Raw genomic sequence first — 14,561 nt, 5'->3', positions numbered from 1 at the left:
GTTCTCGGCGCAAGAACGTACATCGTTAGTCGGACTAACGCAACGGGTAGGATTGGCACCATGATCAGAGCCGAAGCCGCGGACATGCCCGACGACGGCGCGCCCAAGACACCCGACAGACTGCGTCGACGGGCGAGTCGACTGTTGTCTCAGGTGTCCGTACGGTCGGACCGGCTGATAACCGAGGGGCTGGCGCAGGCCGACGCCCGCAAGTGGCACTACGCCGCGCTCGCCTCACTGGAGGAGTACGGGCCGGGCAGCCAAGCCGAGCTGAGCAGACGCACCGACATCTACCGCAGCGACATGGTCGGTGTGCTCAACGAACTGGCCGAGCGTGACCTCGTCGAGCGGATGCCGGACCCCGACGACCGGCGCCGCAACATCATCACGATCTCCACCCGGGGCCGCCGTCACCTACGCCGCCTCGACAAGGTCCTGGACGACCTCCACGACGAACTGCTCGCGCCGCTGAGTCCGGCCGAACGCGACCAGTTCGTGCAGTTGCTCACCCGCTTGCTGGATCACCACGTCCGGGTCTCCTGACCTCGCGCAGTGGCGTCCCAGAGCAGCACTCCCGCCGAACCACAAGATCCAAACCCCCTTCCTCTTTCCCGCCGGCTCGATGTACTTCTGGAGTACGAGGCCCGTCGGGCCCGTCATCGACCCACTCCAAAACCCCGGGGGCACCGTCATGGGCAATGACTGGTACGTGGACGACCGATGCACCAACTGCGATGTGGCGCGACAGCTCGCGCCCGGACTGATCGAGGAGGTCGGCGGACGTTCCGAGATCGTGCGCCAGCCGCGTGACGCCACCGATCTCGCCCGGCTGAACGCCGCCGCATTTGCCTGTCACACCCGCTCGATCCGTCGGCACTCCCGCTCTCTCGACGCCGCGGCAGACCCGTTCCCGCTGGCACTGGACGAGAACGTCATGCTCTGCGGCCACAACTCCCGGCACACCGCCGCCGCCAACTCCTACCTTCTCCGGCGGCCGTCCGGCACGCTGATGATGGTCGACACGCCGCGCTGGTCCGACGAACTCGCCACCCGATACGAGGCGTTGGGGCAGGTGACCGATGTCCTCCTCACCCACCGCGACCACGCCGCGCACGGACGCCGCTACGCGGACCGGTTCGGAGCCCGGCTGTGGATCCATGCGGGCGACCTGGCCGCAGCGCCCGACGCCGACCGCGTGCTGCGCGGAATCGAGCCCGCCGAGATCGCCGACGGCGTGATCGTGCACCCGCTCCCGGGCCACACCGAAGGCAGCGTCCTCTACGTCGCCGACGAGCGATACTGCTTCAGCGGCGACAGCATCTACTGGTCGCGCACCAAGGACGCGCTGGCCGTCGCCGAGCACGTCACCTGGTACTCCATCAAGGAGCTGGCCGCCTCCCTGGCCCGCACCGCGCCCCTGCTGCGCTTCGAGTGGATGCTGCCGGGGCACGGTGACCGCAAGCAGCTGGCACCCGAGGAGATGGCCGCGCAGCTGCGTGCACTGACCGCTCACACACGTCAACTTGAGCCGCAGTCGGTCGATTTCACGGCTCATCAGTGGTGAGCTACGGGGATCTCATGGTCCGACGAGCGACTGAGGCGTGAGCTCCCCCGGCCCGCCTCTGGTCCCGGGTTCGACTAAGCCTCCGTTGCATTGGATGCATCTCTGTTGAGGCTTATTCGCCCTCGCGCACCCAGTTCGGGAAAGCCGGCGAGGGGGATCCGGAGTCAGTCCGGATCCCCCTCGTGACCAGGGACTACGCGATTCCGGCCGTCAGGCCGAGTGCCGCATCAGAGGCAACTTGGCCCAAAATCAGCTGCAGCCGCTGGTGGAGCCGCAGCCCTCGCAGAGGTAGCAGCTGCCCGCGCGGCGCATCTTGGTGCCGCAGGAGAAGCAGAGCGGCGCGTCGGCGTTCAGGCCGAGCTGGATCTCCATCAGTTCGGTGGAGTTGTGGGCCTGGGCCGGGGCCGGCTTCGGCTTCTCGGGCACCGGCTGGACGACGGGCTTGGCCGCGAGCGGCGCCGACTGGGCCAGGCTCTCGGTGTCCATGTCCTCGGCCTCGATCGGCTCGTACGAGCCGGTGTCGAGGTGGCGCTCGCGCTCCTCGACGGAGTGGATGCCGAGGGCGGAGCGGGTCTCGAAGGGCAGGAAGTCCAGCGCCAGGCGGCGGAAGATGTAGTCGACGATCGACTGCGCCATCCGCACGTCCGGGTCGTCCGTCAGACCGGCCGGCTCGAAGCGCATGTTGGTGAACTTCGAGACGTACGTCTCCAGCGGGACGCCGTACTGCATGCCGACCGAGACGGCGATCGAGAAGGCGTCCATCATGCCCGCGAGGGTCGAGCCCTGCTTGGACATCTTCAGGAAGACCTCGCCGAGGCCGTCGTCCGGGTAGGAGTTGGCCGTCATGTAGCCCTCGGCGCCACCGACCGTGAAGGAGGTGGTGATGCCCGGGCGGCCCTTGGGGAGGCGCTTGCGGACGGGACGGTACTCGACGACCTTCTCGACCACCGGAGCGGCCTTCTCCTCGACCACGGCGGCCGGGGTCTTGGTCTTGGCCGAGAGCGGCTGACCGACCTTGCAGTTGTCACGGTAGATCGCGAGCGCCTTGACCCCGAGCTTCCACGCCTGGAAGTAGATCTCCTCGATCTCCTCGACGGTCGCGGAGACCGGCATGTTCACGGTCTTGGAGATGGCACCGGAGATCCAGGGCTGGATCGCGGCCATCATCCGCACGTGGCCCATCGCGGAGATCGAACGCTCGCCCATCGCGCAGTCGAAGACGTCGTAGTGCTCGGTCTTCAGGCCGGGCGCGTTGACCACGTTGCCGTGCTCGGCGATGTGGGCGACGATCGCCTCGACCTGCTCGGGCTGGTAGCCGAAGCGGCGCAGGGCGCGCGGCACGGTGCCGTTGACGATCTGCATCGAGCCGCCGCCGACGAGCTTCTTGAACTTGACCAGCGCGAGGTCCGGCTCGACGCCGGTGGTGTCGCAGTCCATCATCAGGCCGATGGTGCCGGTCGGGGCGAGCACCGAGGCCTGGGCGTTGCGGAAGCCGTGCTGCGCGCCGAGCCGGAGCACGTCGCCCCAGGTCTCGGTGGCGGCGGCCCAGACCGGGGCGTCCAGCTCGTCCACCGCGACGGCGGCGGCGTTGGCGTCCGCGTGCTGCCGCATGACCCGCTGGTGCGGCTCGGCGTTGCGGGCGTAGCCGTCGTACGGGCCGACGACCCCGGCCAGCTCGGCGCCGCGACGGTAGGCGGTGCCGGTCATCAGCGAGCTGATCGCACCGGCCAGGGCCCGGCCGCCGTCGGAGTCGTACGCGTGGCCGGTGGCCATCAGCAGGGCGCCGAGGTTGGCGTAGCCGATGCCGAGCTGGCGGTAGGCGCGGGTGGTCTCACCGATCTTCTCGGTCGGGAAGTCGGCGAAGCAGATGGAGATGTCCATCGCGGTGATGACCAGCTCGACGACCTTGGCGAAGCGCTCGGCGTCGAACGAGTCGTCGTCGCGCAGGAACTTCATCAGGTTGAGCGAGGCGAGGTTGCAGCTGGAGTTGTCCAGGTGCATGTACTCGGAGCAGGGGTTGGACGCATTGATGCGGCCGGACTCCGGGCAGGTGTGCCAGTGGTTGATCGTGTCGTCGTACTGGATGCCCGGGTCGGCGCAGGCCCAGGCGGCCTCGGACATCTTGCGGAAGAGCCGCTTCGCGTCGATGGTCTCGATGACCTCGCCGGTCATCCGGGCACGCAGGCCGAACTCGGTGCCGTGCTCGACCGCCGACATGAACTCGTCGGAGACCCGGACGGAGTTGTTGGCGTTCTGGTACTGGACGGAGGCGATGTCGTCGCCGCCCAGGTCCATGTCGAAGCCCGCGTCGCGCAGCGCGCGGATCTTCTCCTCCTCCTTCACCTTGGTCTCGATGAAGGCCTCGACGTCCGGGTGGTCGACGTCCAGCACGACCATCTTGGCGGCGCGGCGGGTGGCGCCGCCCGACTTGATGGTGCCGGCCGAGGCGTCGGCGCCGCGCATGAAGGAGACCGGGCCGGAGGCGTTGCCGCCAGAGCTCAGCAGCTCCTTGGAGGAGCGGATCCGGGAGAGGTTCAGGCCGGCGCCGGAGCCGCCCTTGAAGATCATGCCCTCTTCCTTGTACCAGTCGAGGATCGACTCCATGGAGTCGTCGACGGCCAGGATGAAGCAGGCGCTGACCTGCTGGGGCTGCTTGGTGCCGACGTTGAACCAGACCGGCGAGTTGAAGCTGAAGACCTGGTGGAGGAGGGCGTGGGTCAGCTCGTGCTCGAAGATCTCGGCGTCGTCCGGGGTGGTGAAGTACCCGTTCTTCTCACCGGCGGCGCGGTAGGTGAGCACCACGCGGTCGATGATCTGCTTGAGGCTCCACTCGCGCTGCGGGCTGCCGACCGCGCCACGGAAGTACTTCGAGGTGACGATGTTCACCGCGTTGACCGACCAGAAGTCGGGGAACTCGACACCGCGCTGCTCGAAGTTGATCGAGCCGTCACGCCAGTTGGTCATGACGACGTCGCGCCGCTCCCAGCTGACCTGGTCGTACGGGTGGACGCCAGGAGTGGTGTAGATGCGCTCGATCCGCAGACCACCCTTGGGAGCCTTGCCGGCCCCCTTCGCGGTCTTGTCGGACTTCGACCCGCGTGCGGAACCGCTCGTCGTGTCTGTCACTTCTGCTCCTCCTGGGCAAACCCCTCAGTACCCTGCTTCGCTCGGGGTACTGCGTTGGTGGCTGTGCGTACGGCCCCAGATGTCGGCCATAACGCACGGTATGTGGTGTTTATGCCCTGTTTTCGGGCGCGCGTGGGCCCTGGCGGGCCGGTGCGGTGTTACGTACCCGTCAGGGCGCGGCTGCGGGGACGGGCAACTTGGCGCCGTCCGCCGCGGGGAGAGGCCGCTCGTCGCGGAGTTCCGCGATGGCGGCCTCGAAAGCTTCGAGATCGTCGAATGCCCGGTACACCGAGGCGAACCGCAGGTAGGCGACGACGTCCAGGTCACGCAGCGGGCCGAGTATGGCCAGCCCCACGTCGTGGGTGGAGAGCTCGGCACTGCCGCTGGCCCGCACGCACTCCTCGACCCGCTGGCCGAGCTTGGCGAGCGCGTCCTCGGTGACCGGGCGGCCCTGGCAGGCCTTGCGGACGCCGGAGATCACCTTCTCGCGGGAGAAAGGCTCGGTGACACCGCTGCGCTTGATGACCATCAGCGTGGCCGTCTCCACCGTGGTGAAGCGGCGGCCGCAATCAGGGCACTGGCGGCGGCGGCGGATCGAGCTGCCGTCGTCACTGGCACGACTGTCCACAACGCGGCTGTCAGGGTGCCGACAGAAGGGGCAGTGCACCTTGGGGACTCCCTACACGACGACATAACCACGAACCCGGCCAGCGTACACGGACACAACCTGTGGGCCCAAACCAGAACTGTGCCACTACATGTGCGATCACAGGGGGCGCCACGCCGGGACGGGTCGAAAAGTTCGCCCCCCGTGAAATAGACTCCCGGAGTCGAACATTTAATCGATCTACACCCAAAGCCTTGATCGAGTCAGCCGACTCCTAAATAATTCACTCGAACGTGTGTTTGGCGCAACCTTTCGATAGGTGAGCCAGTTGAGTTGAACAAGGGAGAACGTCTGTCTAAGAGGGGCAGCCAATGAACACCGTAGAAGCCAAGAGCAACTCCATCCCGGTGCAGGAGCGTTCCGCGCGCACCATGGACCAGCAGAGCGTGGACCACAGCATGAGCCGCAGCGAAGACCACCGCCTGGCCGGTGCCGCCCTGAACGCCTCGGGCCGCCTCCCGGACCAGCCGATCGAGCACGCCGCCGCCCAGGACGGAGCGCTCGGCCAGCCCGTCCCGACCCGCTCGCTCCCGGGCCGCCCGCCCGGCATCCGCACCGACGAAGCCGGACTGACCGAACGCCAGCGCCGCGTCATCGAGGTCATCAGGGACTCGGTCCAGCGCCGGGGTTACCCGCCGAGCATGCGCGAGATCGGCCAGGCCGTCGGCCTGTCCAGCACCTCCTCCGTCGCGCACCAGCTGATGGCCCTGGAGCGCAAGGGCTTCCTCCGCCGCGACCCGCACCGCCCCCGCGCGTACGAGGTCCGTGGCGTCGAGGTCACCCGCCCGAACACCGCCGAGGCCGCCGGCCGCCCCTCCACCTCGTACGTGCCGCTGGTCGGCCGGATCGCCGCCGGCGGCCCGATCCTGGCCGAGCAGACGGTCGAGGACGTATTCCCGCTCCCCCGTCAACTCGTCGGCGAGGGCGAGCTGTTCGCGCTCACCGTGCAGGGCGACTCGATGATCCAGGCCGCGATCTGCGACGGCGACTGGGTCACCGTCCGCCGCCAGCCGGTCGCCGAGAACGGCGACATCGTCGCGGCGATGATCGACGGTGAGGCCACCGTCAAGCGCCTCAAGCGCGAGGACGGCAAGATCTGGCTGATGCCGCACAACCCGGCCTACGAGCCCATCCCGGGCGACAACGCCACCATCCTCGGCAAGGTCGTCGCGGTCCTCCGCCGTCTCTGACAGCCTGCGGCTGTCATTCGTTGGGCCTGGGCAACCGGGTACCCCAGGGGCGCGGGGAACTGCGACTGACAGCCTGTGGCTGTCAGTCGCAGTTCCCCGCGCCCCTGTTGGCTCTCTGCGCAGCTAACCGCGCTGGGGGACCGGGCGGATCGCCGGGGCCGCCGCGTCGATCGCCGCGAGGGAACGGCGGATCTGGTTACGGTCGTTGGTGTACCAGAAGTCCGGCATCGAGGAGCGGAAGAAGCCGCCGTAGCGGGCCGTGGCGAGCCTCGGGTCGAGTACCGCGACCACGCCCCGGTCGTCGCCGGCCCGGACCAGACGGCCGGCTCCCTGAGCCATCAGCAGGGCTGCGTGCGTCGCCGCCACCGCCATGAAGCCGTTGCCGCCCGCCTCCTCGACCGCCTTCTGACGGGCGCTCATCAGCGGGTCGTCGGGGCGCGGGAAGGGGATGCGGTCCATCACCACCAACTGGCAGGCGGAGCCCGGCACATCGACTCCCTGCCAGAGCGAGAGCGTGCCGAAGAGGCAGGTCTCGGGGTCGGAGGCGAACTCGCGGATCAGCTCGCCGAGGGTGTCCTCGCCCTGCAGCAGGATCCGGTTGTCGAGGCGCCCGCGCAGCGCCTCGGCCGCCGTCTGGGCGGCCCGCATCGAGGAGAACAGCCCGAGCGTGCGCCCGCCCGCCGCGCCGATCAGCTCCGCCAGCTCGTCCAGCATCTCCGGCCGGTCCGGCTCGCGGCCCGGGGGCGGCAGGTGCTTGGCGACGTAGAGGATGCCCTGCTTGGGGTAGGCGAACGGCGAGCCGACGTCGATCCCGCGCCAGTACGGCGGGGCGTCCTCGCCCTCCTGCACGGCGGGCTCCGCGTCGCTCCGGACGTCCGGCAGTCGGCCCTCGCCCGGGAGGCCGACCGAGGCGGCCACGCCGTTGAAGTCGCCGCCCAGCTTGAGGGTGGCGGAGGTCAGGACGACCGAGCGCTCCTTGTAGAGGTTCTCCCGCAGCAGGCCGGCCACGTTCAGCGGAGCGACCCGCAGCGACGCGGTACCGGGCCCGAAGCGGTCGCTGCGCTCGATCCAGACCACGTCGTACGCCGACTCCGACAGCAGCCGGTCCGTCGTCTCGTGCAGCTGCTCGGCGGAGGCCATCGCCTGCTTGCGCACCGCGTCCTCGTCGGTCAGCGCCTTGTCACGGGTCTCACCGAGCGAGGTGATCACCTGCCGGGCGGCGTCCCGGATCGCCGCCACCGCGTACGAGAGGTACTCGGGCAGCTCTTCGACCCGGCCGGGCTGAGCCGTCTCCATCAGGCCGTGGTAGCTCTCGGCGGCCGCCTGGAGGGCGTCCACCGCCTTCTCGTTGGCGAGCTTGGCGGCGCGCTTGACGGCCCGGTTGACCGCGCCGACCGTCAGCTCGGCGGTGGCCGCGCCGGTGACCCGGTTGACCAGCTCGTGGGCCTCGTCGACGATCAGCATCGCGTGGTCGGGCAGCACCGGGGCGCCCTCGATCGCGTCGATCGCCAGCATCGCGTGGTTGGTGACCACCACGTCGGCCAACTTCGCGCGCTCACGGGCCTGCTCGGCGAAGCACTCCTGCCCGTACGCACACTTGCTCGCGCCCAGGCACTCCTTCGAGGTGACGGCAAGCTGCGCCCAGGCCTTGTCGGAGACGCCGGGAGAGAGATCGTCGCGGTCGCCCGTCTCCGTCTCACCGGCCCACTCGCGCAGCCGCAGGACGTCCTTGCCGAGCTTGCCGCTCGGGCCGCCGAGCGCGTCCACCGGGTCGAACAGACCTTCGCCCTCGTCGCTCGGGGTGCCCTCGTTGGCGCGGTGCAGGCAGAGGTAGTTGGAGCGGCCCTTGAGCATCGCGAAGAGCGGGCGGCGGCGCAGCACGGGGTGCAGCGCGTCCACCGTGCGCGGCAGGTCGCGCTCGACCAGCTGGCGCTGCAGGGCCAGGGTGGCGGTCGCCACCACCACGCGATCGCCGTGGGCGAGGGCGGGCACCAGGTAGGCGAGGGACTTGCCGGTGCCGGTGCCGGCCTGGACGAGCAGGTGCTCGCCGGCCTCGACGGCGTCGGCGACGGCCTCGGCCATCCTGACCTGGCCGGGGCGCTCGACGCCGCCGACGGCCTCGACCGCGGCGTGCAGCAGCTCGGGGAGGAGGGCCCTGGGGACGGCCTGCGGCGTCTCGGGTGCGCCGGGCAGTGGCTGGGGTTCGGAGTCGTTCGTCATGACGCTCCCACCCTACGGCGCCGGAGTGACAATCCGGTCCCGCTCGCGCTCGCGCGGCAGCGGCAGCAAGCCCGGCCCGCCGGGGTGCAGGGCGTTGTCCACCTCGCCGTGCACCGCCGCGAACGGGCGCTCGGGGCGGTCCCGGTATCCGTCCAGCAGCAGGCGGTTGCGGTTGAGGCAGAGCCGGTCGATCCGGGGGGTGCAGAGGTCGAAGAGCTCGAACCGCTCGGCCAGCTCGGGGAAACGCCGCTGGTGGGCCATGATCCGCTCACGGAGCAGCGTCCAGAACTCCTCCTCCGGCACGCCCAGCTGCTCCTCGACCAGCGGCGCCAGGAAGCGGTAGACGCCGATGAACAGCCCCGCGTGCAGGTACTGGTTGAGCGCCTTGGGCGGTTTGCGCGGCAGGACGCGGGCGGCCTCCGCCGGCAGGCCGGCCAGCTCGGGCAGGTCCCGGTCGCTGATGTTGACATCGTCCACGAAGTCCTTGACCGCCAGCCGGACGGGCCGGTCCAGCTCGTCGAAGACCACGATCGCGTTCTCGCCGTGCGGTGAGAAGACGGTGCCGTACCGGTAGAGGAAGTGCAGCAGCGGCGGCAGCATCACCGCGAACAGCCGGCGCAGCCAGTCCCGGGCGGGCAGACCGGAGCGGGCCACCAGCTCGGCGACCAGGGACCGCCCGTCGGAGCCGGTCTGCAGCAGAGCGGCCAGGGTGCGGGCCCGCTCGCCGGGCTCCAGGTAGCGGCCGAGCGGCTCGCGCCAGATCGCGCCGAGCAACTCCTTGTACTGGTAGGGCACCTCGGGCAGCTCGCGGTAGAGCGGGTGGTCGACGGTCACGGAGGCGATCTCGCCGAGCAGGATCACTCGGCACTCGTCGCGCAGGAAGGGGTCGGCGTCGCGCAGCCCGTGGATCCAGGCGGTGACGGCCGGGGCGGCGCGGGCCAGTTCGGTCGGCAGGCCGCGCCAGACCAGGGTGTTGAGGATGGAGAGCGGCAGTTTGACGGTGCAGCGGTCCGGGCGGCTGAGGTTGAAGAAGCTGCGGATCGACTGCTGAGGCAGCCTCAGGTCGCCGTCGCTGGGCAGCGGCACGATCTCGCCGGAGGCGATCCACGGCGCGAAGAGCGGGACGACGACCTCGTCCCACTGCCAGGGGTGGACGGGCAGCAGCAGGTACTCGTCGGCCCGATCGCCGAGCAGCTCGCGGAACAGCTCCGGGCGGTCCAACTCCTGCTCGTACAGGCCGGGTTCGCCCCGGTAGTCGGCGAGGTTCCGGTGTACGGCGAGCCACGGCAGGCGCTGCGGGGTGCGGGCCTCCGGCGTCCAGCCGGCGGTGTCCCGGGCCGAGAGGCCGAGCCGGCCCTTGTTGGGGACGATCCACGGGTGGCCGTTCTGCCGGCCCTCCAGCTCCACGTGCCCGAGGGCGGCCAGCTCGGCGGCGGTCAGCTCGGTGGCGAGCTGGTGCGCGTCGGCGAGCAGGGTGGCGGTGAGTTCGCGCAGCAGGTGGCCGAGGGTGTCGCCCGACAGGCCGAGCGCGTGCCGGGCGCACTGGACGAAGCGCAGCGGGTCCACGTCCGGGTCGGCGGAGCAACGGACGGAGGCCGGGTCGACCCGCCAGCTCCCGTACGCGCCCCGGCGGGCGGTGAACCGGTAGCCGGCCCCGGGGAGTTCCAGCAGGTAGCCCTCGGCGTCCGCCACCGGCGTGATCAGCTCCTCGTACGCGAACTCGCCGAGCATCTTGGCCAGCATCGCCCGGCGGGCCCGCTGCCAGTGCTCGGGGGTGAGCTGCGGGGGCAGCTGGAGCTGGTCAGCGGGCGGCTGCTGCGGCACGGTTCCCCTCCTGGGGTCGTGGGAGGACGGTAGCTGCGACGGAGGACGCGGGCGGGGCGAAGCTGGTCCAGGCAGTGCGGGTGGGCAGCCGGTGGACGGTCTTCCCCGCGACGGCGTTGAGGATGACGGCGGCGCGGTGCGCGCCGAGGCCGAGGTCCGGGGTGCCGACGCCGTGGCTGTGCAGCTCGGCGTTCTGGACGTAGAGCCCGCCGGTGAGCTGCGGGCGGGTGGCCACCCGGTGGTCGAGGTCGACGCGGTAACGGCCGTGCTCGTCCCAGTCGATCAGCTCGGCGATCGGGTCGAGCGCGGCGGGGCGGACGGCGCGGTAGCCGGTGGCAAGGACGACGGCGTCGGTCCGGACCAGGTGGTCGGCACCGGAGTCGGTGTGGCGGCAGCTGAGTTCGAGGCCGCCGCAGGGCCCGGCGGTCGCCTCGGTGACGGCCGTGCCGGGGATGATCTCGACCGGGTCGGCGTCGATCGGGCGGCCGACGGTGCGCTCGTACAGGTGGTCGTGGATCTCGGCGAGGGTCTCGGCGCTGGCGGCCTTGTGCAGCTGCCACTGGGCCTCGACCAGGTGGTCACGGACCTCGGCGGGCAGGGTGTGGAAGTAGCGGGTGTAGTCGGGGGTGAAGTGCTCCAGGCCGAGTTTGGAGTACTCCATCGGGGCGAGCGCCCGGGTCCTGGTCAGCCAGCGCAGCCGGGTGCCGTCGCCGCCCCTGGTGCGCAGCAGGTCGAGGAAGACCTCGGCGCCGGACTGGCCGGAGCCGATCACGGTGATGTCGCGCGCGCCGGCCAGGGTGCGGCGGCGCTCCAGGTAGTCGGCGGAGTGCCAGACGGCGGGGTGCCCGCGCAGGGTCGCGAACGGCTCCGGGTGGACGGGGCTGGTACCGACGCCCAGCACGACGTTGCGGGCCCAGACCTCGCCGGCCCCGGTGCCCCCGCCCGTCTCGGCCCGGAAGAGCTCGTGCTCGGCGGACCAGTGCAGCGCGGTGACGGCGGTGCCGAAGCGGCAGTTGACCAGCCGTTCGGCGGCCCAGCGGCAGTAGTGGTCGTACTCGCGCCGGGGCAGCTGGAACCGCTCGGCGAAGTAGAACGGGAAGAGCCGCCCCTGGTCACGCAGGTAGTTGAGGAACGACCAGGGGTTGGTCGGGTCGACCAGCGAGACCAGGTCGGCCAGGAACGGAACCTGCATCCGAGCGCCGTCGACCAGCATCCCCGGGTGCCAGCGGAATTCCGCCCTGGCCTCGCAGAAGAGCGCGTCGAGGCCGCTCACCTGGTCGGCCAGCGCGGCCAGGGACAGGTTGAACGGGCCGATACCGACCCCGAGGAGGTCGTAGGGCTCGGGCTGCGGGTTGTCCATGCCGTCCTTCAGGAGAGGGGCAGCGCGCGGCGGCGCATCATCAGGGCCGCGCGCTTGGTGGGCAGGTCGAGTTCGGCGGCGAGCTCGAATCCGGCCTTGCGGAACGCCCGTACCGACGGGGTGTTGCGGAGGTCCGGCTCGGCGACCACCCGCCCGCACACCGGCCTGACCTGCAGGATCCGTTCGGTGAGCGCGGCCAGCAGGGTGGAGCCGAGGCCCCGGCCGCGCGTGTCGGCGGGGCCGAGCAGCAGGTGCAGGCCGGTGTCCTGGGGCTCGGCGGGGTAGTGCTGGGCGAGCGGGTCGAGGTCGGCGCGGTAGACCTCCCAGTAGCTCATCGGGGTGCCGTCGAGCAGGCCGAGCAGGGCGGAGGCACCGCTCTCCGCCACCCGGCGCAGGTGACGCTCGGTGATGGCGGGCGGGCCGGCCAGGTGCCAGAAGGCCGCGACCGCAGGATCGTTCATCCACCCGGTCAGCAGCGGCAGGTCGTCCGGCAGCCGTACGGGGTGGAGTTCGAACACCCCGGCGGCGGTCCGCATGGCGCCCAGAAGCGTCACGGGTTGGCCACCGGGTTGGGGATGTCGACGTAGACCGACTGGGTGGCGACCGGGCCGACCAGCTCGTCCATGCCGTTCAGCCTGGTCAGCAGGTTCGCCTTGCTGTGCAGGGTCGGCGACTCGAGCAGGAGGCCCGGCAGGGTGGAGCCGGTGGCGGCCGCCTCCGGGCCGGCCAGGAACCGGCGCAGCGCGGCCAGCAGCACCCGCTCGTCCGCCAGCCCCTGGGAACCGAACGCGCCGATCAGCCCGAGGACGTGGTTGATGCCGAGGTAGTAGGCGAAGCGCTTGTCGATCACCTGGTCGTCGACGAAGGTGTCGCTGGCCCGGCCGATGCCCGGGAGCCGGGCGTCCAGCCGGGCGGCGTACGAGTCGCGGAAGTAGTAGCCCTGGTTGTCCCGGTACCGGCCACCGACCGGCCAGCCCGCCTCGTCCAGCAGGACCAGGCTGTTCTGCTGGTGGGCCTCCAGCGCGACGCCGGCCTGGCCGTCGAGCCAGAGCACCGGGAGCACCATCGCCTCCAGGTAGCGCAGGAACCACTCGGTCGCGACGGTGCGCAGCGGGCGTCCGCAGCGCACGGCCAGGGTCCGCAGGACGCCGCCGAGCAGCGAGTCGAGCCGGTCGAACGGTCGCTCGGCGACCAGCCCGGCGACGCAGTACACACGCTCGTCCGGCCCGAAGGGCTGCTGCCGCAGCACCGCGTCCAGCCCGTTCGGGTCGCCGAGGCCCGGGAGGTCGACGCCGGAGAGGTCTGCGCCCGGGAGGTCGACGCCGATCCAGGCCGGGTCGCGGACGATGTCGAAGCCGGGGTGGGCGGCGTGCCACTCGGCGCCGAGGCCGGACTCCAGCAACCGGTGCGCCTCGGTGCCCCGGAGCAGCTCCTTGCGGAGGTTCTCCCGGCGTGAGTTGGTGATCCGCAGGCCGAGCGAGAGCTTGAGCATCCAGGGCGTGCCGGGGCGGCAGACGGTGCGGACGGAGGAGGTCGGGTGCCACGGCTCGCCCTGCGGGCCGAGGTCGCGCAGCCGTCCGGACGCCAGCAGCTCGGCGACGGCCGGGCGCAGGGCGAGCTCGCGGGCCTGCCAGGGGTGCAGCGGCAGTGCGGCGGTGCCGGGCGGCAACAGGCCGGGGTCGCCGAGGAGTTGCTCCGTCAGCTGGTCGGCGTCGAGGCCGGTGGCCGAGTCGGTGGCGAGCAGTTCGCGGTCCACGGCGTACCAGTGCAGGCGGAAGGAGCCGTGCAGCTCGGGCGAGTACGCCGCGCTCTGCGCGGGCCCGAGGCCGTCCCGGCTCTTCGGGGTGGGGTGCAGCGGGTGGCCCAGCAGCAAGGCCTGCTCGGCCCGCAGGAAGGGCCAGTCGGTCTGCTCCGGAGCGCGGCGGCGGTAGGCGAGCACGTCCGCCGTACGGACCGCCGAGTCGGCGACCCGGGCCGCGAGGTCGGCGATCCGGCCCGGGTCGGGGCGCTCGGCTGCGGCGCTCGCGACCAGGGCCGCGACGGTGACGGCGTCCAGCGGCGCGTCCGGCTGACCCTCGGTTCCCCGCCCGCCGGCTCCGAGCAGGGTGACCGCGCCGAAGCGGTGCCAGCCGCACGGAGACCAGTACCGGACGGGCGCGGCGAGCCGCGCGGCACCGCCCAGCACTGGGATCAGCAACTGCCCGTCGGCGGCGGGCAGCACGCCGGTCTCGCGCACCCAGCAGCGCAGCAGGCTCTCCACCCCGGCGTGCTCGGCCGCCACGGCCGGGTCCGGATGGAGCAGCAGGTCCGCAGGCTCGGGTCGGGGCTGGTGCGGTACGGCGGGCGGGGCTCCGGTGAGGGCGGTGCTCAAGGCTGCTCCTTGGGGCGCGTGGGGGTGCGGGCGCTGGGAGTCGATGGGTAGGAGTCGAGCGCGGGGAGGCGGGGACTGGGAGTCGGGGACTGCGGGAGCTTCCGGTACGCGACAACTAAGGGTTACCTACCCCTGCGCGGTGATCACAAGATCAGCTCACTCGTTGTGGTGAATACCGGTGGATCACCCACCCGTTGGAGTGATCCGACCGGTAACCATGGCCGGTGACCATGCGTCAG

9 protein-coding genes and 1 pseudogene are annotated in these 14,561 nt (G+C 71.1%); 3 read left to right on the top strand and 7 right to left on the bottom strand.

Going from position 1 to position 14,561, the window contains the following annotated elements:
- Positions 1-60 precede the first annotated feature (60 nt).
- Both P3T29_RS10840 and P3T29_RS10835 read left to right on the top strand, forming a co-directional pair.
- Entirely contained in the window at positions 61-543 is a 483-nt protein-coding gene (locus tag P3T29_RS10840; RefSeq protein WP_280716123.1) for a MarR family transcriptional regulator, read from the top strand.
- A 148-nt stretch (positions 544-691) separates the two neighbouring features.
- A complete protein-coding gene (locus P3T29_RS10835; RefSeq protein WP_280716122.1) occupies positions 692-1,564 on the top strand; it encodes an MBL fold metallo-hydrolase in 873 nt (290 codons plus the stop codon).
- A gap of 249 nt (positions 1,565-1,813) precedes the next feature.
- Here the strand turns inward: P3T29_RS10835 and P3T29_RS10830 are convergent, their stop codons facing one another.
- Together P3T29_RS10830 and nrdR are read right to left on the bottom strand one after the other, a co-directional pair.
- Positions 1,814-4,690, bottom strand: a complete 2,877-nt coding sequence (locus P3T29_RS10830; RefSeq protein WP_280716121.1) for a vitamin B12-dependent ribonucleotide reductase — start codon at positions 4,688-4,690, stop codon at positions 1,814-1,816.
- A gap of 169 nt (positions 4,691-4,859) precedes the next feature.
- Positions 4,860-5,357, bottom strand: coding sequence for a transcriptional regulator NrdR (nrdR, locus tag P3T29_RS10825; protein ID WP_280716120.1), 498 nt, complete (start codon positions 5,355-5,357; stop codon positions 4,860-4,862).
- A 311-nt stretch (positions 5,358-5,668) separates the two neighbouring features.
- Between nrdR and lexA the strand changes: the two genes are divergently transcribed.
- Positions 5,669-6,547 (top strand): transcriptional repressor LexA, encoded by an 879-nt coding sequence (gene lexA, locus P3T29_RS10820; RefSeq protein WP_280716119.1) that lies wholly within the window; start codon positions 5,669-5,671, stop codon positions 6,545-6,547.
- Positions 6,548-6,670: 123 nt separating this feature from the next.
- Here the strand turns inward: lexA and P3T29_RS10815 are convergent, their stop codons facing one another.
- The 5 genes and pseudogenes from P3T29_RS10815 to P3T29_RS10795 all read right to left on the bottom strand — a co-directional run bounded on the left by P3T29_RS10815 (position 6,671) and on the right by P3T29_RS10795 (position 14,322).
- A complete protein-coding gene (locus P3T29_RS10815; protein ID WP_280716118.1) occupies positions 6,671-8,767 on the bottom strand; it encodes an ATP-dependent DNA helicase in 2,097 nt (698 codons plus the stop codon).
- A 12-nt stretch (positions 8,768-8,779) separates the two neighbouring features.
- Positions 8,780-10,510: an IucA/IucC family siderophore biosynthesis protein gene (locus P3T29_RS10810; RefSeq protein WP_280716217.1), complete on the bottom strand. Its 1,731-nt coding sequence runs from the start codon at positions 10,508-10,510 to the stop codon at positions 8,780-8,782.
- A 58-nt stretch (positions 10,511-10,568) separates the two neighbouring features.
- Complete coding sequence (locus P3T29_RS10805; RefSeq protein ID WP_280716117.1) at positions 10,569-11,951, bottom strand: SidA/IucD/PvdA family monooxygenase; 1,383 nt, start codon at positions 11,949-11,951, stop codon at positions 10,569-10,571.
- 8 nt (positions 11,952-11,959) lie between these two features.
- Positions 11,960-12,481, bottom strand: a pseudogene (locus P3T29_RS10800) (GNAT family N-acetyltransferase); the annotation flags it as partial.
- A gap of 20 nt (positions 12,482-12,501) precedes the next feature.
- Entirely contained in the window at positions 12,502-14,322 is a 1,821-nt protein-coding gene (locus tag P3T29_RS10795) for an IucA/IucC family protein (RefSeq protein ID WP_280716116.1), read from the bottom strand.
- Positions 14,323-14,561: the final 239 nt, after the last annotated feature.

The sequence above is a fragment of the Kitasatospora sp. MAP5-34 genome (assembly GCF_029894335.1).
GTDB lineage: Bacteria > Actinomycetota > Actinomycetes > Streptomycetales > Streptomycetaceae > Kitasatospora.
This window is presented reverse-complemented; position numbering and strand designations above follow the sequence as displayed.